This is a genomic window from Buchnera aphidicola (Rhopalosiphum padi), from assembly GCF_005080845.1.
In the GTDB taxonomy this organism is placed as follows: domain Bacteria; phylum Pseudomonadota; class Gammaproteobacteria; order Enterobacterales; family Enterobacteriaceae; genus Buchnera; species Buchnera aphidicola_AO.
Map to the genome: position 1 here is coordinate 88,024 of NZ_CP034858.1, position 24,218 is coordinate 112,241.

Below are 24,218 nucleotides of genomic sequence, written 5' to 3' on the forward strand. Positions count from 1 at the left end.
TATTATTTAATTTTTCCTTCATTATATAAAATATGTTTTCGAATAACAGGATCATATTTTTTTAATTTTAATTTTTCTGGAGTATTTCTTTTGTTTTTTGTAGTAGTATAATAGTGACCAGTTCCTGCAGAAGAAATCATTTTTATTTTTTCACGATTTTTTTTAGCCATAATATTTGACCTTTATTTTTTTATAGTATTTATTTCTTTTATTATTAATTCTATTCCTTTTTTATCAATACAACGCATACCATGAGCTGATATTCGTAGTCTAATAAATCTTTTTTCTTCAGGAATCCAGAATCGATGATATTGAATATTTGGTAAAAATTGTCTTTTTTTTGCATTCATAGCATGTGATCGATTGTTACCAATCATTCTTTTTTTTCTTGTAACTTGACATATACGAGACATTTTATGTTTTCCTAATTTTAAAAATTTAAAATTAATTTATTTTTTAAAATTTGATTTTTTTATTAAATAATATACTAACATAGTATAAATTACTATAATAGTTGTTTGCTATGCATTTGATTTTTTGAAAAAACAAGTAAATATATTTTTAATGTCTAAAAGATGTTTTATAAAAATATTAGGATTAATATTAAATTAGGATTATTTATATGAATTTGTATCAGAGATATTTATCTAAATCTTTGATTTTTATTTTTAGTTTATTTTTTTTAATATTATTCTTTTTAGAAAGTAGTATAGGGTTTAAATGGTTTTTTAATTTTACTAATTATTTTTTTATAGGATTGAAAACAGAAGAAATATCAGGAAATTGGCGTAATTTTACGTTAAAAAAAATTAGTTTTAATATTTTAGAAACATCTATTAAAGCTAGTAGTATTACTATTATAATAGATCCAATATCTTTGTTTAAATTTTCTACTGTTTTAAAAAAAATAGAAACAAAGAACTTAATTATTTCTTTAAATAACACTGAAAAAATAGTTTTAAAAAATAATTTTCTAAAAGAAAAAAAAATAAAAAATACTCTTTTTTTTAAACATTCCTTGATTTTAAGAAAAATATATTCTGATAAAATTTTATTAAAAATACAAAAAAAAAATATATTTTTGTTTGGTATATTTAGTGGACTAAAATTAAGTAATAATACTTTAACTTTATTTCCTACTAAAATTAATTCAATTCACATTGATTCATCAATTCATAATATAAAAAATATTTCTGATAAAAAAAGTAATTTTTTTATTAGAAAAGATATTTTTTGTAGAAAAAAAATAGATAGTTTTTTGTCTTTTTTTTCAAATTATAAAAATTTTTTTATTCCTATAGATATAAATATAATAAATTTAAATTGTAATCAATTAAAATATTTTAATAAAAAAATTTTAGATATTTATAGAATAAAAGTAAATGCTCAATTAAAAAAAAATATTTTAAAAATAAAAAATATCCAAATATATTCAAAATTTTTTAAAATAAAATCTCAGGGTAAAATTTTTTTTAGAAATAATTTTCCTATTTTTTTTATAGTAAAAAATAAAATATCAACAAATATTTATAATAATAAAGTTATGAATATTTTATTTAAAGGTACTATTAGTAATAAATTTACATTTAATTTAAAATCAACTAACTTGTTTAAGTTTAAAATCAATGGAGATATATCATTAGATGATTTAAATTATCCTATTGATATAAATTTACATTTTGATCATCTTTTTTTTACTATAAGTAAAAAATTAGTATTAAGTTCAAAAAATTTTAATCTTGTTTTAAAAGGACAAATTAACAATTATCTTGTATCATTAAAAAATATTGTTAATATTTCAGGTATACCATCTTTTTTTATTAATATTTCTGCGGTTGGTAATTTAAAACACATTGTTTTAAAAAAAATTAATTTTTTTCCTTTTTTTCAAAAAATTAAAAGCAAAAGATTTATAAAATTAAAAAAAGAAACAGATTACAATCAGTACATCTCTGAATTAGTAGGGAAAATAAGTATATTATGTGATTTAGATAAACAATCTAACAACATTTTTTTTCCTAATTTTCATTTTCAAGGAGATGTAATGAAAAAGAAAATATCTGTATTAGGTTCTTTATATTATCAAAAATTAAATGGTATAAAAATTCCTAGAATAAATTTTTTATTAGGAAAAAATAAAGGATATATATCTGGTTCAATATCAAAAAAAATTAATATTCATTCATCGATTCATGCTCATAGTTTAAACTACTTTCTACCAAATTTAAAGGGTGTAATAAAAGCTACTTTAAATTTATATGGTTTATGTTCTGTTCCTTCTATTTCTAGTGTTATTTTAGGTGAAAGAATAAATTGGAAGAACATTTTAAATTTAAATAGTATTAAAATATTGACTAATGTAAATTTCAAAAAAACTTTTTCAAAAAATTTTTATGCTGATATTAAAAAAATACGTTTTTCAAAATTTTATATTAATTCTTTGAATATTCAAGCTAATTGGAATAATATAAATCAAAAATTTTCTTTATCGTTAAAAAATAAAAAATTATCTATAAAATTAATTTTAAATGGCTATTTTGATAAAAAAATAGGAATTTGGAAAGGTTTTTTAAAAAAAATAGATATTAAAACTCCTTGGGGTCAATGGATTATAAAAAATTGTCCTTTAATGTCTTATTATACTAAAAATAGCATTAATTTTCATAATATAACAAAAACAAAAAATGTTTTTTATTCTGTTATTCATAATATTCAAAACTCATTATTTAAATTAATGCAGCAATCATCTATAAAACTTCAAACTGATTTGTTTTTTAATACAAAATTTAAATGGAAGTTTGGAGAAAATATTTCTAGTTTGAAGCTTTCTTTAAAAGGTAATAATATAAAAATAGAAAAAAAAATAAAAGAAAGAATACTGATTGAAAAAATAAACTCTTTAAATTTATATGTTAATTTTAAAAAAAATAATTTTATAACAAAATGGATGATAAAAAAATCACGAAATCCATTAAAAATCAATGAAATATCTGGTTTTTTAAACATATATGATTTTTTTCATAAAAAAAAAATAGAAGGAAAATTTTTCTTATCTGATTTTTCTTGTTCTTTTTTAAATTTTTTTACAAATTTTTTTACAAATATTCAAGGAAAATTTTCAGGAAATATAAATTTTTTAGGAACTGTATATCAGCCTCAAATATCGGCTGATATTAATTTTCAAGATGTGTATATTAAAAGTGATAATATATTTAAATATATACTTTTGTTTTTTTATTCTTTTCCAAAAAACATAGAAAATATTAAAATTAATCAAGAAATAATAATGAAAAAAGGAAATATATTATTTAGATTAAATTCTGTTATTAAAAACAGTATCTCTAACTTCAAATGGAATATTTTCTTTAATAGTAATAAAATAGAAATTGTGCTTGTTCCTAAAATAAAGTTAAATTTTTCTTCTAAATTAAGTTTATATTACTTTTTATCGAAATATGATTTAATTGGATATTTAAAATTTTCTTTTTTTTCATTTAAAATTAACGAAAAGAACTTTTTATTTTGAAATAAAAAAATATCTCTTTTTTTAAAGAAGAAAGAATATATCTTTTTTATAGAGATTTATTTTTCTTAGCACGATTGTATGAATTATGAATTTCTAACTTTGCTTCTTTATGATCACCCCATCCTATAATTTTTACCCATTTTTCTTTTTCTAATTTTTTATAATATTGAAAAAAATGTGAAATTTGTTTTTTTAATAGTTCTGATATATCTGATATATCATTTATATTCTCATATTCTTTAGAAACCTTGCTATTTGGTACTGCTATAATTTTTGCGTCGTCTCCTGATTCATCGTGCATTTTTAATATTCCAACTGGTTTACAATTGATAACAACATTAGACTGAATCGGATATGGAGAAGGTACTAAAACATCTAATGGATCACCGTCAAGTGACAAAGTTTCATTAATATATCCATAATTACATGGATAGAACATTGGTGTAGATATAAAACGATCCACGAAAAGAATACCTGACTTTTTATCTACTTCATATTTAATAGGAGAAGAATTTGATGGTATTTCAATTATAACATATATATCATTTGGTATATTATTACCAGCTTTAATCGAGTTGAAATTCATTATGAATACATTCCTAATATTTTTTAAGTAAGATTAAATTCTATACGAAATTAAAGAAGAAAAATAATTAAATTTTATTAAAAAAGTAATTTGTTTTGGATAATTAGTATTTTTTTTATATAATTATCTTTACTAAAAATAGTTTTATTAGTGAATATATATTTAAGGAGTTATAAATGCAATTAGTAAATCAAATAGAAAAAGAAGAAAATTTACTTATAAATACAGTAAAAAATACTCTTCTTCTAGCTCAAGAAAAAGTCAATTTTTCTATTGAAGTTTTTGTAAAAAAGACTATAGGTATAAGTGTTAACATAAGAAATAGTATTGTTGAAAATGTAGAATTTAACAGCGATGGTGCACTTTTTATTACAGTTTATAATAAGTTTTCTAAAGGTATTGCATCATCTAAAGATTTTAGTATAAATGGTATAAAAAAAATGTTAGAAATCGCAATTGATATTTCTAAATATTCTTCTTCTGATTTTTTTTCAGGATTACCAGATATAGAATTACTATGTTGTAAAGCTCCAGATCTTGACTTGTTTCATCCTTCTGAATTGAATATTAAAAATGCAATTAGTTTTGCTTCTATATCAGAAAAAGAAGCTTTTAAATTCGATAAAAGAATCATTAATAGTGAAGGTAGTTTTTTTAGTAATCATATTACAATAAACGTTTTCGGTAATAGTTTGGGTATGTTAGAAAAATATAAATCGACTCGTTATTCTAACTACAATTGTATGATTGCAAAAGATAATAATATTATGCAAAGAGATTTTAGTTATTCTACTTCAAGAAAATTAGATGATTTAGAAAAACCAGATTTATTAGGTCGAAAAACTGCTAAAAATGCTATATCTCGATTAGGTTCTAAAAAAATCAATACTATAAAATGTCCAATCATTTTTTCAAAAGAAATGTCTTCTATTTTTTTTTCTCATCTTATTTCAGCCATTAGTGGTGATAATGTTTATCGAAAATCGACTTTTTTACTTCATGATTTAAAAAAAAGAATTTTCCCTGAATGGTTGCATATTGAAGAAAACCCTCATATTAGAAAAGGATTGGGAAGTAAACCTTTTGATAGCGAAGGTGTATCAACAAGTATTAAGAGTATTATTAAAAATGGAATTCTACAAACTTGGTTATTGAATACTTATAATGCTCGTAAATTGAATTTAACAAGTACTGGCAATTCTGGAGGCATTTCCAACTGGTTAGTTTCAAATAAAAACATATCTTTTAAAGAATTATTAAAGACAATGAAAACGGGTTTACTGGTAACCGAATTAATGGGACAAGGAGTTGATATTGTTAGTGGTAATTATTCACGTGGAGCAGTAGGTTTTTGGATTGAAAATGGGATAATTAAACATCCAGTAAATGAAATTACTATATCTGGTAATTTAAAAAATATGTGGACTAATATTCTTAGTATTAGTAATGACATTAATATGTATAGCAATATTCAATGTGGTTCAGTATTACTGTCTGAAATTCAAATTTCAGGAAATTAATGTTTTATTTTTAGATAAAATTTCGAGTAAAAAGGTAATAAACTTATTACCTTTTATGTTTTTTATTTTTAAGAAGTTGACCTATAAGCCGGGTTCTGTTTTAACAGTCATTCATCTAGATTAGTAATCACTTACTAATTCAAGCAGCCTACCCAGGTTTTTTTTAAGTACGAGCAATACAAATAACCTATATTTGACTTTGCTCCAGGTGGAGTTTACCTTGCCATAAATTGTTGCCAATTATGCGGTGTGCTCTTACCACACCTTTTCACCCTTTCCTTATTACTTAAAAAAAGAAAACAAGGTGGTTTTTTTTCTGTTGCACTTGTCATAAGCTCACGCTTTCCAGGTGTTACCTGGCACCTTGCTCTATGGAGCCCGGACTTTCCTCTCTTTAGTTTAAAAACTAAACAGCGACTGTTTAGTCAACTTCAAAAAAAGAAATTATATATCATTTTAATAAAAATGTCACTTATCTTCTTTTTTTATTGCATATTGATATAAATTATTTTTTTTTATTTCATGTATTTTAGAGGTAATTAATACAGATTGTTTTAATGAAAGAACATTTCTTAAAATTTTTAATGTACTTATTGCTTTTTCTGAAACATCTTTATTTTTTAATTCTTTAAAACCATCTATAATAATTACTATTTCTCCTTTATTACAGTGATTCTTATCTTCTTTGAGCCAAAATAGCATTTCATTAGCTTTTGCCCCATAAATATACTCCCATTTTTTTGTAATTTCTCTTGCAATTACTAAATATCTATTTTCATCAATTTTTTCTATAATGTCTTTTATACTTTGAAGTATTCTATGTTTCGATTCATAAAAAATTATTGTTCTTGTTTCTTTTTTTAAAGATTTTAATAAATCACATCTTACTTTTTTTTTAGAAGGAAGAAATCCTTCATAGCAAAAACGATTAGTAGATATTCCAGAAGCACTTAGTGCTGTAATAGCAGCACAAGGTCCTGGAAGAGGGATAATTTTAATGTTTAAAGAACGGCATTGTTTTACTAAAAAATATCCTGGATCATTAATAACTGGTGTTCCTGCATCAGATACCAATCCAATTTTTTTTCCTTCTTTTAATTTTTTAATTACATAATGACTTTGTTTTTTTTCATTGTTTTTATTTAAAGATATTAAAATATTTTTAACATTGTAATGTTGTAGTAAAATATTAGTATGATAAATATTTTCAGCAGCTATTAAATTGACGTTTTTTAATGTTTCCACAGCACGATAAGTAATATCAGATAGATTGCCAATAGGTGTCGGAATAATATAAAGAATACCAGTAGTATTAAATGAATTCACTTTTTTTCCCAGATATATTTTTACAATAAAAAAATTAGTAATTTATTATATAAACAATATAAGATTTAAATTTTTTTTTATATGTAAATTTGATATTAAATAATAATTATAAGGTATTTTAAGTGAAACGAGTCGTGATTACAGGATTTGGTATCATTTCAAGTATTGGAAATAATAAAAAAGAAGTTTTAAATTCTTTATATAATGGTATTTCTGGAATTACATTTTCAGAAGAAATGAAAGAATCAGGTATGCGCAGTCAAGTTTGGGGGAATATAAAATTAGAAGATAAAAATTATTTAAAAAAAAATAAAATCTTTCGTTTTATGAATGATGGATCTATTTATGCTTTTTTATCAATGGAGCAAGCAATTAAAGACGCTAATTTAAAAACTAAACAATATCAAAAAAATCCGCGTATTGGACTTATTGCAGGTTCTGGAGGAGGTTTTCCAAAACACCACGTAAGGGGTATAGATGCAATGAGAAGTAATAGAGGTTTGAAATCTGTTAGTCCTTATATTGCAATTAAAGCTATGAATTCTGGGATATCTGCTTGTTTGTCAACTTTATTTAAAATATATGGAGTAAATTATTCTATAAGTTCAGCTTGTGCTACTTCCGGACATTGTATTGGTAATGCATTTGAATTAATTAAATTTGGTAAACAAGATCTTATTTTTGCAGGTGGTGGTGAAGAGGTAAGTTGGGAATTAGCATGCGAATTTGATGCAATGAAAGCACTTTCTAGTAATTTTAATAATACTCCTGTTAAATCATCACGTGTTTATGATATAAATCGTGATGGTTTTGTCATATCTGGTGGTGGAGGTATATTAATTATTGAAGAATTAAATTATGCTTTATCTAGATCTGCTCATATTTATGCTGAAATTATTGGATATGCCGCAACGTCTGATGGTAAAGACATGATTGTACCTTCAGGAGAAGGAGCTACACGCTGTATGAATTTAGCAAAAAAAGAAAATAAAGTATCATTTATTGATTATTTGAATGTTCATGGGACTTCTACTAAAGTTGGTGATTTAATTGAGTTAGAAGCAATTAATAAATCTTTTTTTCATGAAAAAAAACCTATAATTTCAGCAACAAAATCAATGACCGGTCATGCTTTAGGCGCATCTGGTGTACATGAAATTATTTATACATTGTTAATGATGAAGTATAATTTTATAGCTCCTTCAATTAATATTGAAAAACTAGAATCTTATGCTGAGAACATGAATATTGTACAAAAAACTTTTCATAAAAGAATTAAAACAGCGATGTCTAATAGTTTTGGATTTGGTGGCACTAATGTTTCTTTAATATTAAAAAGGTATTAGTTGTTTTCATAAAAAAATATTTTTTGATGTTTTTAATTCAGAATATGTTTAATACTTTTTAAGTAAAATATGTGTTTTACATATAATTTTAATTTCTAATTTATAACAGTAATGTTTAAATTTTTAAATATAAAGGATAGCAAATGAATCAATTAAATGCATTAAAAAAATTTACAACTATTGTTGCTGATACAAGTGATATAGAATCTATTTGTAAATATAAACCAGAAGATGCAACTACTAATCCATCTTTGATACTTAAAGCTGTTAGTTCAATTAATAATAAAAAATTTATTGATCAAGCAACAGAATATGCTAGAAAAAAAGGTGGTTCTCACGATGATAAAATAGTAAATGCTAGCGATAAAATTTTAGTTGATCTTGGAGTGGAAATTTTAAAGTATATACCAGGTTACATTTCTAGTGAAGTTGATGCTCGTTTATCTTTTAATAAAGAACAATGTATTTTAAAAGCAAACAAAATCATTAATATGTATGAAGAAAAAGGTATTTCTCGAAATAGAGTATTAATTAAATTAGCAGCTACATGGGAATGTATAAAAGCAGCAGAAGAACTTAAAAAAAACAATATTTCTTGTAATTTAACTCTTTTGTTTTCTTTTGCTCAAGCTCGCGCTTGTGCAGAATCAAATGTATTTTTAATATCTCCTTTTGTTGGTCGAATTTATGATTGGTATGTATCTCAAAACTTGATATCAAAAGATTCTTCTGATCAGGATCCAGGTGTTTTATCTGTTTGTAAAATTTACGATTTTTATAAAAAATATGATTATAAAACTATAATTATGGGTGCAAGTTTTCGAAATATTGAACAAATCTTATCCCTTTCAGGATGTGATCGATTGACTATTTCACCTATTTTGTTAAAAGAGCTGCAATCCAGTAATAAAAAATTAAATAGAAAACTATCTCCTCCTACTGCATTTTTAAATCCTCCTATTCCTCTTACTGAAGCAGAATTTAGGTGGGAACATAATCAAGATGAAATGGCTGTTCAAAAATTATCAGAAGGTATACGAAATTTTGGAAAAGATCAATTATGTTTAGAAAAAATTTTTTCTAAATTAATATAAATTTTTAATAAAATATTATATTTTTTTTGATTTTGAATTTGGAGAAATATTTATGTGTTTACAAAGAGAATTAGCAAATGCAATTCGTATGTTAAGTATAGACGCTGTTCAAAATGCAAAATCAGGTCATCCTGGAATGCCTATGGGGATGGCGGATATTGCAGAAGTTTTATGGAGAAAATTTCTAAAACATAGTCCAATGAATCCTAACTGGGATAATCGTGATCGTTTCATTCTTTCTAATGGACATGGTTCTATGTTGTTATATAGTTTACTGCATCTTACTGGATATGATTTATCAATAGATGAACTCAAAAACTTTAGACAACTTCATTCAAAAACACCAGGACATCCTGAAACAGGTGCAACACCAGGTGTTGAAACAACTACTGGTCCTCTAGGACAAGGTTTAGCTAATGCAGTCGGAATGGCAATTGCAGAAAGAACATTGAGCTCTTACTTTAATCGACCAAGTTACAACATAGTAGATCACTACACTTGGGTTTTTGTAGGAGATGGTTGTTTAATGGAAGGTATTTCTCATGAAGTTTGTTCTTTAGCTGGAACATTAAAATTAGGAAAATTAATTGTTTTTTATGATAAAAATGGTATTTCAATAGATGGTAAAATTTCTAATTGGTTTACAGATGACACGGTGATGCGATTTAAATCGTATAATTGGCATGTTGTAGATAAAGTAGATGGTCATGATTCCAATTCTATTAAAAATGGCATTGAAGAAGCAAAATCAGTAAAAGATCAACCTTCGATTATTATTTGTAATACTATTATTGGTTTTGGTTCTCCCAATAAATCAGGTACAGCTGATTCTCATGGTGCTCCTCTTGGGGAATCTGAAATTTCCTTAACACGAAAAAATCTAAATTGGAAATATTTGCCTTTTGAAATACCTGATCATATTTATGATAAATGGAACTTTGTAAAACAAGGTTTAAAATTAGAGAAAGATTGGAATAAAACATTTCATTTATATAAATCTGAATATCCTGAACTTGCACTAGAATATTTAAGACGTATTAAAAAAAAATTACCTATACAATGGTATAAAAAAACTAAAGATTATATTTTTAATTTACAAAAAAACCCTCAAAATATTGCAAGTCGTAAAGCTTCTCAAAATGCTATAGAAGAATTTGCAGCATTATTACCAGAATTAATAGGTGGATCTGCAGATTTATCGCCAAGTAACTTAACTATGTGGTCTAATTCTAGTTCACTAGCAGAAAATTTATCTGGAAATTATATTCATTATGGCGTTCGTGAATTTGGAATGACAGCTATTGCTAATGGAATTTCTCATCACGGAGGATTTATTCCATATACTTCAACATTTTTAATGTTTGTCGAATATGCGAGAAATGCAGTTCGTATGGCAGCCTTGATGAATACGAAACATATTTTTGTGTACACACATGATTCTATTGGATTAGGTGAAGACGGACCTACACATCAACCAGTAGAACAATTAGCAAATCTAAGAATGACACCAAATATAGATGTTTGGAGGCCTAGCGATCAAGTAGAAACAGCTGCTGCATGGAAATATGCAATTGAAGAAAAAAATGGCCCAACAGCACTGATTTTATCACGTCAAAATTTATCTCAATTTTCTAGAAATGATGAACAAATAAAAAATATTTTTTATGGAGCATATATATTATATGACTCTAAAAAAGAAATTGATATCATTTTCATATCAACAGGTTCTGAATTAGAAATAACTTTAACTGCTGCTAAAATAATTGCTTCTTTAGGTTATTCTGTACGTGTTGTTTCTATGCCTTCTAATAACGTTTTTGATAGGCAAAATACTGATTATAAGGAATTAGTATTACCATCTTATGTTACTAAAAGAATTGTAGTAGAGGCAAGTATAAAAGATTTTTGGTATAAATACGTAGGAACAGAAGGATTGATTATTGGAATGGAAACATTTGGAGAATCTGCTTCAGAAAAAGTTTTATTTAAAAAGTTTGGTTTTACTGTAGAAAACATAGTAAACAAATCTAAAATTCTATTAAAATATTAATTTTAAAGGTTTTACTAATATTTATAGGGGCTTTTTTCTTAGCCCCATTTATTTTAATAAATACTAAAGAAAACATAAATGAGGAAAAAATGGTTTGTTCAATTACTAAATTAGCACAAAAGTTAATTTCTATTCCATCTATTAGTCCAAAAGATTTGGGTTGTCAAGAGATTATGATTAATTTTTTAGATAATCTTGGATTTAAAATAAAAGAAATTAATATAAATGATACAAAAAATTTTTGGGCTACTAGAGGATCTGGTAAAACTTTAACTTTTGCTGGTCATACAGATGTAGTATCACCAGGTGATTATAAAGATTGGAATGATGATCCGTTTAATCCAGTAATTAAAAATGGTTTATTATTTGGTCGAGGTTCATCAGATATGAAAGGTGCTTTAGCATGTATGATGATTGCATCTGAAAGATTTATAAAAAAAACCCCTAATTATGAAGGACGTTTATCTTTTTTAATTACTTCTGATGAAGAATCACTTGCAATTGACGGTACTAAAAAAGTTATAGATTATTTAATTTCTCAAAAAGATATGATTGATTATTGTGTTATTGGAGAACCTTCTAGTAGTTCTAAAATTGGTGATTTTATAAAAAATGGACGAAGAGGGTCGATCACAGCTGATTTAAAAATTCATGGAATTCAAGGTCATATTGCATATCCTCATTTAGCAGATAATCCAATACATAAAGGATTACCTATTATTTTAAAAATATTATCTATTGAATTAGATAATGGAAATGAATTTTTTTCTCCTACTAGTGTAAATATTGCCAACATTCATGCAGGAGATGGAAGTAATAATATTATTCCAGGTTCTTTGTTTGTTCAATTTAACTTTCGTTTTAATACAGAAACTTCTGAAGAAGAGATTAAATCAAAATTTATACAAATACTAGACGATAATAATATTAATTATTCTTTAAATTGGTTCCTTTCAGGAAAGCCTTTCATTACAAAAAAAGGTTTATTAATCGATAACGTAATTAAATCTATTGAGAATTTTAATAAAATCAAACCTATTTTATCAACTGATGGGGGCACTTCAGATGGTCGTTTTATTGCTTTAATGAATTCTGAAATAATAGAGATAGGTTTAATGAATACTACTATTCATAAATCAAATGAATATGCAAGAATATCTGATCTTCAAAAATTAGCTATTATTTATGAAGATATTATGCATAGGTTGTTAACTTAATTGTATATTATTTTTTTTATTAAAATAATGATGCAGAATATCATTTTAGATAATCTGCACCAATCTTTTTTAAATTCGTAACAACAAAGATTTTTTTTATATCATTTTGGCCTCATTATTTTATGAAGAGTACTTTTTTTATATAGGAGGAAAAATATCATGATTTTTTTTATTTAAATCTTCTTGTGTATAAGGAATGTGATATTCTTGATTTTCAGAGGGAATATTAATTCCTTTCGGTATAATTAACTTTTTTAATTGACTATTATTAGTCTCATTATTAAAAAGAATATCATTTTTTTTTAAGGTACAAGATGTTATTAAAGAAAAAATCGAAATTTGAAAAATAGTTGTTATTATTTTAAAAAAAAATTTATATTTCTTGAAGGTTAGCATATTGCAGTGCTTTTTCAATTTGTATACGTGTAGAATTTAAAATTGGTGTCATTGGTAATCGTAGTGTATCATTCTTTATTAAACCCATTTTTTTAGCCAACCATTTTATTGGAATCGGATTAGGTTCTATAAACAAAGCTTCATGTAATAATGTCAAACGTTCATTGATAAATCTCGCATTTTTAAACTTACCTTCAAGTGCATATGAACATATCTGCGTCATTTCTTTTGCAGCAACGTTTGCTGTTACTGATATTACTCCTTGACCACCTAATTGCATAAAATCTAAAGCTGTAGCATCATCACCACTAATTAATAAAAAATCATTTTTAACCAATTTTTTAATTTTATGTATTCTTGATAAATCACCTGTTGCTTCTTTAATTCCAATAATATTTTTAAATTCCGATAATCTTGCTACAGTTGAGGGAAGTAAATCACAACCTGTTCGGCTGGGGACATTATATAAAATTTGTGGTAATTTTGTACTTTCTGAAATTGCTTTAAAATGCTGATATAATCCTTCTTGAGTTGGTTTGTTATAATATGGTGTAACAGTAAGACATGCTGCAATGCCTGATTTTTCAAATCTTTTTGTTAAAGATATTGCTTCTGTTGTAGCATTTGCACCTGTACCTGCAATAATAGGAATACGTTTATTTGCAAGTTTTACAGTTAGCATAACTACTTCAATGTGTTCTTCTTGACTAAGAGTTGCAGATTCTCCAGTAGTTCCAATGGAAACAATGGCTTTTGTTTTATTTAATACATGATAATCAATTAGCTTTTTTAAGCTAGAATGACAAATTTCACCTTCTTTATTCATCGGTGTAATTAATGCAACAATACTTCCTGTGAACATTGATTTTGTTCTCCTCCATAAAAAATACTTTATGGTATCTTTCATACAAATCTAAAATTAAATAAATAAAAATTATAAATTTAGCACTTATAAAAAATTATTTTTTTTGAATACAAAAATGTAAAGTAATAAGATGTAATTTTCTTTATTTTAATAAAGTCTAAATTTTTATACAATTATTACTATATTATTTTTTATCTTAAATAACAGGAATAATTATACATTCTAAAATGTATATTTTAGATGTTTAATTTATTTTTATTTTAAAAATTAATTTAATTCATAAAGTTTTTTTTATTAAAAAATAATGTTTTATGTAATTAAGGAATATATCATATAATGATTACACTTAAATCTGGAGATATTGCTCCAAAGTTTACTCTTCCTAATCATAATAATAAATTAATAAATTTATCTGATTTTTTAGGAAAAAAAATATTACTTTATTTTTATCCAAAAGCTATGACTCCCGGTTGTATAGTACAAGCATGCCACATTAGAGATAATTTAGAATTATTTAAAAATAAGAAGGTAGAAGTTGTAGGTATTAGTCCTGATAAGACCGATAAATTATTAACTTTTATTGAAAAAAAAATGTTAAATTTTACTTTATTATCTGATAAACAAAACATTGTTAGCAAAAAATTCGGTGTATGGGGTGAAAAAAATTTCATGGGAAAAAAATATTTTGGAATTTATCGTACCAGTTTTTTAATTAATCCATCTGGTATTATTGATAAAATATTTTTTAAATTTAAGTGTAATGACCATCATAAAATCATATTAACATATTTAAATTCAAAATAAAGTAATTGATTTTTAGATAATTATATAACGTTATTAAATTTTTTATAGGTTATCAAATACGCTACTAAATATAGATAATTTAGTAGCAATGACATTCAAAATTTTTTTATTTTAAAGGTTATTTTTTTTACATTGTGCTCTAAATCTTAATAGATGATCCATTAATATTATTGCCACCATTGCTTCTGCTATTGGTACAGCACGTATTCCTACACACGGATCATGTCGACCTTTCACAGTTATTTTGACTTTTTCATTATTTTTATTTACTGTATTTCCTAATTTTCGAATACTTGAAGTAGGTTTGAATGCAACTTTTAAAAAAATATTTTCACCATTGCTAATTCCTCCTAAAATACCGCCGCAATGATTACTTTTAAATCCATTAGGAGTAATTTCGTCTCGATTTTCACTTCCTTTTTGATTAACCACTAAAAAACCATCTCCAACTTCTACTCCTTTTGCAGCATTAATACTCATTAAAGCATGAGCCAAATCTGCATCTAGTCTATCGAAAACTGGTTCTCCAAAACCTACTGGTACATTTTCTGCTATAATTGTTATTTCCGCACCTGTTGAATCACCTGTTTTTTTTAAATTTTTAATTAATTTTTCTAATTGTATAATTTTATTTTTATTTGAACAAAAAAAAGGGTTTTTTTCCACTTCTTCCCATGATTCAAACGGACAATTTATATCTCCCATAGCTGATAAATATCCACGAACAATTATTCCATGTTGAATTTTAAGATATTTTTTTGCAACGCTCCCTGCTGCAACTCGCATTGCAGTTTCGCGAGCTGAAGATCTTCCACCACCGCGATAGTCTCTTATTCCATATTTTTTTTCATAAGTATAATCAGCATGTCCTGGTCTAAATAAGTCTTTTATTTCACTATAATCTTGCGAGCGTTGGTCTGTATTTTGAATAATTAGACCAATACTTGTTCCTGTAGTTATTCCGTTAAACACTCCTGAAAGTATTTGGACTTTATCCAATTCAGATCGTTGAGTGGTATAACGTGAAGCTCCAGGTCTTCTGCGATCTAAATCATGTTGTAAATCATCTGAAGATAATTCTAAACCTGGAGGCATTCCGTCAATTATACATCCCAATGCTGTTCCATGTGATTCACCGAAAGTAGTTACACGAAAAATTTTCCCAATTGTATTTCCAGACATTTTTTCTTCTATTCAATTTTTATTTAAATAATACAACTATACAGAAAAAAAATAAAAAAATAATTTTTTATTAAAAAAAATATTTCATGATGAATCTTTATTTGTTGTTTTTAGAAAAACTAAATTATATAATTAAAAAAATATATAAAAAAATATTAAATAAAATATGTAAATTTATTAATTTTTTGGTAATACATAATTATGAATAAAAATCGACAATTTACTGTTAATAGTAATATTTTATTTCGTAAGTGGTTGAATGGTACCCGTGAAATGGTACAAGATACTATCTTTCATTCTCGATTACATAAAGTAAATCAAAATATCTGTTCTAAACGAATTTTTTTCGAACAAGATGTTCATAGTAATTATTTTTCTTTTTATAAAAAAAAAGATTATTTTAAAGAAAATCCTGTTTCTTATGTTCGAAACAAAGATTTAATTAATGTTTTAAAAAAATTAAAAAAAGGAAAATATTCTCCAGATATTTTTCTTGACTTACATGGTTTAAATCAATATCAAGCAAGAAAAAAATTAGGTCAGCTGATTGCAATCTGTCAAAAAGAAAAAATTTTTTGTGCTCATATTATGCATGGATATGGTAAAAACATTTTAAAACAGCAAATACCTTTTTGGTTGTCTCAACATCCTGACATAGTAGCGTTTCATCAAGCGCCTAAAATGTTTGGAAATGACGCGGCAATTATAGTTATAATTGAAATTCATTCTTAAATTAAGATAATGAATGTGTTTAAATATAATCTATATAAAAAATAATAATTATTAATATTAAATTATTAGCTTTTTAAGTTTTAAATATTTTAAATAAATTTTATTTAAATTTGCATTTTTTAATAAAACATTTTAAAAAAATACATATTTTTTTATTTTAAAAAAAAGTTATACGTATACAATATTTATTGTATTATTTATAGTAAATATAATTTTCAAAAAACCCTTATTTTTTGGGTTTTTTTATTTTAAAAGATATGAAATTATAATTTTTTTTTTAAATATAAAAAGTTAAGCATAAAAATTTTTAAAGGATTTTCAAGATGTTTAATACTAATCGTGTGCGTATAGCGATGCAGAAAACTGGTCGCTTAAGTAGTGAATCTATAAAATTACTTACATATTGTGGAATTAAAATTAATTTAAAGCAACAAAAATTAATAGCTTTTGCTGAAAATATGCCTATTGATGTTATGTTAGTACGTGATGATGATATTCCTGGATTAGTTATGGATGGCGTAGTAGATTTAGGTATAGTTGGAGAAAATGTTCTTGAAGAAGAATTATTACACCGAACATCACAAAATTTAGAAAATTCTTACATTACGTTAAGACGCCTTGATTTTGGAATTTGTCGACTCTCTTTAGCTATTCCTATTAATACTTCATATGTTGACATAAAATCTTTGAAAGATTTTAGGATTGCTACTTCTTATCCTCATCTATTAAAAAAATATTTGGACAAAAAAAATATTGCCTTCAAATCTTGTATGTTAAATGGTTCTGTAGAAGTTGCACCCAGAGCTGGTTTGGCAGATGCTATTTGTGATTTAGTTTCAACTGGTGCAACATTAGAAGCCAACGGTTTACGTGAAGTAAAAGTAGTTTTTCGTTCTCATGCTTGTCTCATTTGTAAAACGGGAAACATTAATTTTGAAAAGAAAGAAGTAATCAATAAATTAATGACTCGTATAAAAGGTGTAATTAAAGCACGTGAATCTAAATATATTATGTTACATGCTCCTGTTGACAAACTTGAAGAAGTAATATCTTTACTACATGGAGCAGAAAGACCAACTATTTTAAAATTAGCAGGCGATGATAATCGCGTAGCAATGCATATGGTAAGTAGTGAAACATTATTTTGGGAAACAATGGAAAAATTGAAATCTTTAGGTGCTAGTTCAATTTTAGTCTTACCAATTGAAAAGATGATGGAGTAAAGATTTAATGAAATATTTTAATACGATTGTTGATTGGAATATGTTAAATTCTAATGAGCAAAAAAATATTCTGTTAAGACCTATTATAAAAAACAACAGTTCTATTAAAAAAAAAGTTAAAGAAATAATAGAAAATATTCAAATTTCAGGAGAAAAAGCATTAAAAGAATATACAATTTTATTTGAAAAATGTCATATTAATGAATTTGAAATTTCTAAAGAAAAAATTTTATCTTCTTCTTTATACGTTAATCAATCGTTAAAAGATGCAATTTCAACTGCTAAAAAAAACATTACATCTTTTCATAAAGCACAAGTTTTGTCTCCAATAGACATTGAAACTCAAGTTGGAGTACGTTGTCAACAGATTTATTTGCCATTAAATTCTATTGGAATTTATATCCCAAGCGGGATAGCACCCTTATTCTCAACTGTTTTAATGCTTGCTATACCTGCTAAAATCGCTGGTTGTAAAGAAATAATTCTTTGTTCTCCTCCTCCTATTAGTAATACAATACTTTATGCAGCAAATATTTGCGGCGTTGATAAAATATTTCAAATTGGGGGTGCTCAAGCTATAGCAGCACTAGCTTTTGGTACTAAAAATATTCCTAAAGTAGATAAAATTTTTGGCCCAGGAAATGCTTATGTTACAGAAGCAAAATTACAAGTTAGTTCTTTTTTTAATGGACCTAAAATAGATATGTTAGCTGGACCTTCAGAATTGCTGATTATTTCTGATGAAACATCTAATGCAGATTTTATCGCTTCCGATTTATTGTCACAAGCTGAACATAGTGTATCTTCTCAAGTTATACTATTGACTCCATCAATCGAACTAGCTAAAAAAGTTGTTATATCTATTAATAATCAGTTAAAAAATCTTTCTAAATCAGATGATATATTAACTGCACTAAACAATAGTGTTATTATTTTAACAAAAGATTTATCTGAATGTATTAAAATATCAAATATATATGCCCCTGAGCATTTAATTATTCAAACAAAAGAGCCAAGATTAATACTAAAAGAAATATCAAATGCCAGCTCAATTTTTTTAGGACCATGGTCTCCTGAATCAGCAGGCGATTATGCATCTGGAACAAATCATGTTTTACCGACTTATGGACAATCTGTTTCAAGTTCTGCTTTAGGACTATGTGATTTTAAAAAACGTGTATTGATTCAAGAATTGACATCTCAAGGGTTTATGGATTTGTCTAATACTCTTGAAATTTTATCTGAAGCCGAAAAACTTGAAGCACATAAAAATGCTGTAAAAATAAGAGTAGACTTTTTAAAGGAAAATATATGACAGCTAATATAAATAAGTTAGCTCGAAAAAATATACAGACATTAAATCCTTATCAATCAGCCAGACGAATCGGAGGTCAAGGTGATACATGGTTAAATGCAAATGAATCTCCTATATCTGTCTCGTTTAAAGCAAGAATTGAGTGTTTTAATCGTTATCCAGAGTGTCAACCTAATGATTTAGTCTCTTCTTATGCCAATTATGTTGGTTTGTCAAATAGTCAAATTTTAGTTACTAGAGGAGCAGATGAAGGTATCGAACTTTTGATTAAAGCTTTTTGTAAACCTGGAGAAGATGCAATAATCTACTGTCCTCCAACTTATGATATGTATGCTATAAATGCAAAAATTGCAGATGTAGCAATAAAAGAAATTCCTACTTTTAAAAATACTTGGCAAATAGATTTATTTAATATTAACTTAAATCTTGAGAAAGTTAAATTAATATATATTTGTAATCCTAACAATCCTACTGGAAATATTATTTCTAAAAGAGATTTAAAAAGTTTATTAAAAATAACGTTAGGTCGATCTCTTGTAGTAATAGATGAAGCTTATATTGAATTTTCTCCAAAAAACAGCATGGTAAATTCTTTAAAAGAATTTCCTAATTTAATTATTTTGAGAACTTTATCGAAAGCATTTGCATTGGCAGGAATAAGATGTGGTTTTACATTAGCTACAGAAGAAGTAATTAATATTTTAAATACAGTTATTAGTCCTTATCCAATATCTACAATCGTTACTGACATAGCAGTGCAATCTTTAGAAAAAAAAGCCATTGAAGATATGAGGAATAGAGTTTTAACATTAAATATGAATCGTATTTGGTTGGTGGATGAATTAAAGAAAATTTCTTATGTAAAAAAAGTTTTTGATAGTCATGCTAATTATATTTTAGTAAAATTTTATATGTTTGAAAAGATATTTCAGAGTTTATGGGAAAAAGGTATAATTTTAAGAAATCAGGATCATAAAAATAATTTAAAAAATTGTTTAAGAATATCAATAGGATCGAATGCTGAATGTATTCATTTGGTTAAAGAATTAAAAAATTTATCTAAAATATAATGTTTTTAATGAGGTGTTAATGAAACAAAAAATATTGTTTATTGATCGAGATGGTACTTTAATTCATGAACCATCTAACGATTTTCAAGTAGATGCAATTAAAAAGCTTGCATTTAAAAATTACGTTATTTCTTCATTAAGTCAATTAATGAATTTTGGTTATAAATTTGTTATGGTTACGAATCAAGATGGTCTTGGTAGTAAATCATTTCCTTGGGAAAATTTTAATATTCCTCATTTTTTTATGTTAAATGTTTTTCGTTCAGAAGGAATAATATTTGAAGATATTTTAATTTGTCCACATTTTTCAGATGATAATTGTGATTGTCGTAAACCTCAAACTAAATTATTAAAACCTTGGTTAAAAGAGAATAAGATAGATAAAACACGTAGTTATGTAATTGGTGATCGAGAAACAGATATGGAATTAGCAAAAAATATAAAGTTAACAGGCATACAGTACAAAGAAAAAAGCTTTAATTGGATAGATATTACAAAAGAAATTTTGAAGAGAAATAGATATGGAGAGGTAATTCGAGAAACAAAAGAAACTTACGTACATATAAAGGTATGGTTAGATTTGGAACATAATAGCAGTATTAAAACTGGTATTAATTTTTTTGATCATATGTTAGAACAATTATCAATTCATAGCGGAATTTCTATGCACGTTTTAGCAAAAGGAGATCTAAAAATTGATGATCATCATACTGTAGAAGATATAGGAATTGTTTTAGGAGAAGCATTATATAAGACATTGACAAATAAAAACGGCATATCTAGATATGGTTTTGTTTTGCCTATGGATGAAAGTCAAGCAAAATGTATTATAGACTTATCAAATCGTCCATATTTGTCTTTTAATGCTAATTTTAAACATAAAATGGTAGGTGATTTTAATACTGATATGGTTGAACATTTTTTTTATTCTCTTTGTTATTCTATGAAAATTACCTTACATTTAGATGTTAAAGGAAAAAACGATCATCATTGTATTGAAAGTTTATTTAAAGCATTTGGACGTGCACTTCGTAAAGCGGTAAAAATAGAAGGAAATACATTACCAACATCTAAAGGGACTTTATAAGTGAATATTGCAATATTAAACACTGGTTGTGCTAATTTAACTTCAATTCAAGTCGCGATTAAAAAATTAGGTTATACTTCTACAGTCACTTCTGATTCTTCTGTAGTATTAAAGTCTAAAAAAGTTATTTTACCAGGTGTAGGAACAGCTTCAACTGCTATGAAGAAGTTGAATAAAAAAAATTTGATTACTACTTTGAAACAATTGACACAACCTATTCTCGGAATCTGTCTTGGAATGCAAATTTTTTCTCAATTTAGTGAAGAATGTCAAGGGGTAAAAACTATTGGAATTTTTAAAAACTGTTTTACCTATCTTTTAAAGAGTAGTAATTTGCCGTTACCTCACATGGGTTGGAATCATATTGTTTTTAATCATGTACATCCATTATTTAAAAATATTGAAAAAAAGCAAAGATTTTATTTTGTTCATAGTTATTTTATACCACTGAATAAATATACTTTAGCAACAACTACATACGACATATCTTTTAGTTCTGTAATGCAAAAAAATAATTTTTTTGGAGTTCAATTTCATCCAGAAAAATCTGGTGATGCAGGATCTCAATTATTAAAAAACTTTTTAGAGATGTAAAATTCTATGATTATTCCAGCTTTTGATTTAATTAATGGAACAACAGTTCGCTTATATCAAGGAAATTATTCTAATCAAAAAAAATATGATATAAACTTGTATAAACGTTTAAAAGATTATGAAATTAAAGGAGTCAAAAATATTCATTTAGTGGATTTAGATGGTGCAAAAAATATTAAAAAAAGACAAATAAGGATTTTTAAGGATATTATTTCTTATACAGATATTCCTATACAAATAGGTGGTGGAATAAGAAATGAAGAAGATATTAATATGTTTCTTAATTTAGGGGTTAAAAAAATTGTAATTGGTTCTTCTGCAATAAAAAATAGAGTAGAAGTAAAAAAATGGATAAAAATATATGGTTCAAATACTATTATTTTGGCATTAGACGTTATTATTAAAAATAACAAAAAAGAAATAGCAATAAATGGTTGGCAAGAACAAACAAATACCACTTTAGAAGAAATTATTGAGTATTTTTCACCAATGGGTTTAAAACATGTATTATGTACTGATATATCTAAAGATGGAACATTGTCTGGCCCTAATAATGTGTTATATAAAGAGATTGTCAAAAAATTTAAACATATAGAATTTCAAGCATCAGGAGGAGTCGCAACATTAAAAGATATTGTTTCTTTAAAAGAAACAGGTGTTTCTAGTGTTATTATTGGTCGTAGTTTATTAGAAAATAAGTTTACAATACAAGAGGCATTAAAATGCTGGCAAAACGAATAATTGCATGTTTAGATGTTAACAATGGAGTTGTAGTAAAAGGTGTTCAATTTAAAAATCATGAAATTGTAGGTGATATTATATCTTTATCTAAACGTTATACAAGAGAAGGCATAGATGAATTAGTGTTTTATGATATAACAGCTTCTACTAATAATAAATTAGTTGATAGAAGTTGGATAGAAAAGGTGGCAGAGGTAATTAATATTCCATTTTGCGTAGCTGGAGGTATTAAAAGTGTAGAAGATGCAAAAAATATTCTATCTTTTGGTGCAGATAAAATATCAATTAATTCTTCAGCATTAACGGACCCCTGTTTAATAAGTAAAATTGCTAATCGTTTTGGTGTACAATGTATGGTAGTAGGTATAGATTCTTGGTTTGATATAGAGAAAAAAAAATATATGGTTCAACAATATACAGGAGATGTTAATCGTACTTATCAAACTAATTGGAAAACAATAGATTGGGTCGAACAAGTTCAAAAAAAAGGTGCTGGAGAAATTGTTTTAAATATGATGAATCAAGATGGATTGCAAAATGGATATGATTTATTACAGTTAAGTGAAATAAGAAAAAAGTGTAAAGTACCTTTAATTGCATCAGGAGGGGCTGGATGTGCAGAGCATTTTTATGAAGCACTCTATCATGCTAATGTAGACGGTGTTTTAGCTGCTTCAGTTTTTCATAAAAAAATAGTTAATATAAAAGATTTGAAGTGTTTTTTAATTAAAAAAGGTTTAGAGATTAGAATATGTTAAATAAAAAAGAAAATTTATTGCATCTTAATTGGATAAAAACAAATGGTATGATGCCAACTATAATACAAGATTTTTCATCTCATTCAGTTTTAATGCATGGATATATGAATAAAGAAGCTTTTTTAAAAACTCAAAAAGAAGGTTTTGTTACTTTTTATTCTCGAACTAAAAAGCGCTTATGGACTAAAGGAGAAGAATCAGGTAACTTATTAAAAGTTATAGATATAGTTACAGATTGTGATTATGATACTTTATTAATTTTAGTTGAACCTATTGGAAAAACATGTCATTTAAATAGAAAAAGCTGCTTTTTTTTAAAAGAAAATGCGTCAAATTTTCTTTCTAAATTAGAGGAGATTATAGAAGATAAAAAAAATTTTAATGCAGATGATAATTCATATACCGCTAGTTTATATAAATCCGGTACAAAACGTATAGCACAAAAAGTTGGTGAAGAGGCTGTAGAAACAATATTAGCAGCAATGAAAAAAGATTCAGATGAACTTATAAATGAATCTTCAGATTTAATTTATCATTTAATTGTTTTATTGCATGACCAGAATTTAAATTTCAATTTAATCGTTGAAAATTTAAAAAAAAGAAGAATAGAAAAATTATAAATTTATAATACAAAATTTTAATTCTAAATTAAAAAAAATATTTCTATAAATCATTAGTTATTACTTTTTTAAAAGTATTATTAAAATAACATTCAACTTACATACATAATATTTCAATTTCAAAAAATTTCAATAAAATTAAACGTATATACTACTTATATATCGA

At 25.3% G+C, this 24,218-nt stretch carries 23 protein-coding genes and 1 other RNA gene; 16 read left to right on the plus strand and 8 right to left on the minus strand.

The features are described from left to right. Positions 1 to 2: 2 nt before the first annotated feature. Both rpmG and rpmB read right to left on the minus strand, forming a co-directional pair. Positions 3 to 170 carry a 50S ribosomal protein L33 gene (gene rpmG / locus D9V76_RS00440; RefSeq protein WP_158336884.1) on the minus strand — a complete coding sequence of 56 codons (168 nt, stop codon included), beginning with the start codon at positions 168 to 170 and terminating at the stop codon, positions 3 to 5. A 12-nt stretch (positions 171 to 182) separates the two neighbouring features. Beyond that, entirely contained in the window at positions 183 to 413 is a 231-nt protein-coding gene (rpmB, locus tag D9V76_RS00445) for a 50S ribosomal protein L28 (protein WP_158336885.1), read from the minus strand. A gap of 209 nt (positions 414 to 622) precedes the next feature. Here rpmB and D9V76_RS00450 point away from each other — a divergent pair, with 209 nt between their 5' ends. Continuing rightward, positions 623 to 3,526, plus strand: coding sequence for a translocation/assembly module TamB (locus D9V76_RS00450; protein ID WP_158336886.1), 2,904 nt, complete (start codon positions 623 to 625; stop codon positions 3,524 to 3,526). A gap of 46 nt (positions 3,527 to 3,572) precedes the next feature. Here the strand turns inward: D9V76_RS00450 and ppa are convergent, their stop codons facing one another. Next, a complete protein-coding gene (ppa, locus tag D9V76_RS00455) occupies positions 3,573 to 4,112 on the minus strand; it encodes an inorganic diphosphatase (protein WP_158336887.1) in 540 nt (179 codons plus the stop codon). A gap of 176 nt (positions 4,113 to 4,288) precedes the next feature. Here ppa and pmbA point away from each other — a divergent pair, with 176 nt between their 5' ends. Further along, positions 4,289 to 5,632: a metalloprotease PmbA gene (gene pmbA, locus D9V76_RS00460; RefSeq protein WP_158336888.1), complete on the plus strand. Its 1,344-nt coding sequence runs from the start codon at positions 4,289 to 4,291 to the stop codon at positions 5,630 to 5,632. Between the two features lie 68 nt (positions 5,633 to 5,700). Here pmbA and rnpB read toward each other — a convergent pair. Both rnpB and rsmI read right to left on the minus strand, forming a co-directional pair. Beyond that, an RNA gene (gene rnpB, locus D9V76_RS00465) (RNase P RNA component class A) lies at positions 5,701 to 6,065 on the minus strand. Positions 6,066 to 6,100: 35 nt separating this feature from the next. Then, the gene (rsmI, locus tag D9V76_RS00470; protein WP_158336889.1) at positions 6,101 to 6,958 is read right to left on the minus strand and encodes a 16S rRNA (cytidine(1402)-2'-O)-methyltransferase; all 858 of its coding nucleotides are present in this window, start codon (positions 6,956 to 6,958) and stop codon (positions 6,101 to 6,103) included. A gap of 122 nt (positions 6,959 to 7,080) precedes the next feature. Between rsmI and D9V76_RS00475 the strand changes: the two genes are divergently transcribed. The 4 genes from D9V76_RS00475 to dapE all read left to right on the plus strand — a co-directional run bounded on the left by D9V76_RS00475 (position 7,081) and on the right by dapE (position 12,665). After that, positions 7,081 to 8,304: a beta-ketoacyl synthase N-terminal-like domain-containing protein gene (locus D9V76_RS00475; RefSeq protein ID WP_158336890.1), complete on the plus strand. Its 1,224-nt coding sequence runs from the start codon at positions 7,081 to 7,083 to the stop codon at positions 8,302 to 8,304. A 143-nt stretch (positions 8,305 to 8,447) separates the two neighbouring features. Further along, a complete protein-coding gene (gene tal / locus D9V76_RS00480) occupies positions 8,448 to 9,398 on the plus strand; it encodes a transaldolase (protein ID WP_158336891.1) in 951 nt (316 codons plus the stop codon). A gap of 52 nt (positions 9,399 to 9,450) precedes the next feature. Continuing rightward, a complete protein-coding gene (tkt, locus tag D9V76_RS00485; RefSeq protein WP_158336892.1) occupies positions 9,451 to 11,448 on the plus strand; it encodes a transketolase in 1,998 nt (665 codons plus the stop codon). Between the two features lie 89 nt (positions 11,449 to 11,537). Continuing rightward, complete coding sequence (gene dapE / locus D9V76_RS00490; protein WP_158336893.1) at positions 11,538 to 12,665, plus strand: succinyl-diaminopimelate desuccinylase; 1,128 nt, start codon at positions 11,538 to 11,540, stop codon at positions 12,663 to 12,665. A 138-nt stretch (positions 12,666 to 12,803) separates the two neighbouring features. Here dapE and D9V76_RS00495 read toward each other — a convergent pair whose 3' ends face one another. Continuing rightward, positions 12,804 to 13,061 carry a hypothetical protein gene (locus tag D9V76_RS00495; protein WP_158336894.1) on the minus strand — a complete coding sequence of 86 codons (258 nt, stop codon included), beginning with the start codon at positions 13,059 to 13,061 and terminating at the stop codon, positions 12,804 to 12,806. Beyond that, positions 13,039 to 13,923 carry a 4-hydroxy-tetrahydrodipicolinate synthase gene (gene dapA, locus D9V76_RS00500; RefSeq protein WP_158336895.1) on the minus strand — a complete coding sequence of 295 codons (885 nt, stop codon included), beginning with the start codon at positions 13,921 to 13,923 and terminating at the stop codon, positions 13,039 to 13,041. Before dapA ends, D9V76_RS00495 begins: the two co-directional genes overlap by 23 nt. A 339-nt stretch (positions 13,924 to 14,262) precedes the next feature. Between dapA and bcp the strand changes: the two genes are divergently transcribed. Continuing rightward, entirely contained in the window at positions 14,263 to 14,730 is a 468-nt protein-coding gene (bcp, locus tag D9V76_RS00505) for a thioredoxin-dependent thiol peroxidase (protein WP_158336896.1), read from the plus strand. Positions 14,731 to 14,841: 111 nt separating this feature from the next. On the opposite strand, the gene aroC is transcribed toward bcp, so the two are convergent. Further along, positions 14,842 to 15,912, minus strand: a complete 1,071-nt coding sequence (aroC, locus tag D9V76_RS00510; protein ID WP_158336897.1) for a chorismate synthase — start codon at positions 15,910 to 15,912, stop codon at positions 14,842 to 14,844. 201 nt (positions 15,913 to 16,113) lie between these two features. Between aroC and smrB the strand changes: the two genes are divergently transcribed. The 9 genes from smrB to hisIE all read left to right on the plus strand — a co-directional run bounded on the left by smrB (position 16,114) and on the right by hisIE (position 24,052). After that, complete coding sequence (gene smrB, locus D9V76_RS00515) at positions 16,114 to 16,644, plus strand: endonuclease SmrB (RefSeq protein ID WP_158336898.1); 531 nt, start codon at positions 16,114 to 16,116, stop codon at positions 16,642 to 16,644. 323 nt (positions 16,645 to 16,967) lie between these two features. Then, positions 16,968 to 17,867, plus strand: a complete 900-nt coding sequence (gene hisG / locus D9V76_RS00520; RefSeq protein ID WP_158336899.1) for an ATP phosphoribosyltransferase — start codon at positions 16,968 to 16,970, stop codon at positions 17,865 to 17,867. A 7-nt stretch (positions 17,868 to 17,874) separates the two neighbouring features. Beyond that, positions 17,875 to 19,182: a histidinol dehydrogenase gene (gene hisD, locus D9V76_RS00525; protein WP_158336900.1), complete on the plus strand. Its 1,308-nt coding sequence runs from the start codon at positions 17,875 to 17,877 to the stop codon at positions 19,180 to 19,182. Continuing rightward, positions 19,179 to 20,252 carry a histidinol-phosphate transaminase gene (hisC, locus tag D9V76_RS00530; protein WP_158336901.1) on the plus strand — a complete coding sequence of 358 codons (1,074 nt, stop codon included), beginning with the start codon at positions 19,179 to 19,181 and terminating at the stop codon, positions 20,250 to 20,252. The genes hisD and hisC overlap by 4 nt, the downstream gene beginning before the upstream one ends. A 19-nt stretch (positions 20,253 to 20,271) precedes the next feature. Then, complete coding sequence (hisB, locus tag D9V76_RS00535; RefSeq protein ID WP_158336902.1) at positions 20,272 to 21,339, plus strand: bifunctional histidinol-phosphatase/imidazoleglycerol-phosphate dehydratase HisB; 1,068 nt, start codon at positions 20,272 to 20,274, stop codon at positions 21,337 to 21,339. Continuing rightward, complete coding sequence (gene hisH, locus D9V76_RS00540) at positions 21,340 to 21,933, plus strand: imidazole glycerol phosphate synthase subunit HisH (RefSeq protein WP_158336903.1); 594 nt, start codon at positions 21,340 to 21,342, stop codon at positions 21,931 to 21,933. It abuts the gene before it with no gap. A gap of 6 nt (positions 21,934 to 21,939) precedes the next feature. Next, positions 21,940 to 22,674 (plus strand): 1-(5-phosphoribosyl)-5-[(5-phosphoribosylamino)methylideneamino]imidazole-4-carboxamide isomerase, encoded by a 735-nt coding sequence (hisA, locus tag D9V76_RS00545; RefSeq protein WP_158336904.1) that lies wholly within the window; start codon positions 21,940 to 21,942, stop codon positions 22,672 to 22,674. After that, positions 22,656 to 23,432 (plus strand): imidazole glycerol phosphate synthase subunit HisF, encoded by a 777-nt coding sequence (gene hisF / locus D9V76_RS00550; RefSeq protein ID WP_158336905.1) that lies wholly within the window; start codon positions 22,656 to 22,658, stop codon positions 23,430 to 23,432. Before hisA ends, hisF begins: the two co-directional genes overlap by 19 nt. After that, positions 23,426 to 24,052 carry a bifunctional phosphoribosyl-AMP cyclohydrolase/phosphoribosyl-ATP diphosphatase HisIE gene (gene hisIE, locus D9V76_RS00555; RefSeq protein WP_158336906.1) on the plus strand — a complete coding sequence of 209 codons (627 nt, stop codon included), beginning with the start codon at positions 23,426 to 23,428 and terminating at the stop codon, positions 24,050 to 24,052. Before hisF ends, hisIE begins: the two co-directional genes overlap by 7 nt. Positions 24,053 to 24,218 lie beyond the last annotated feature (166 nt).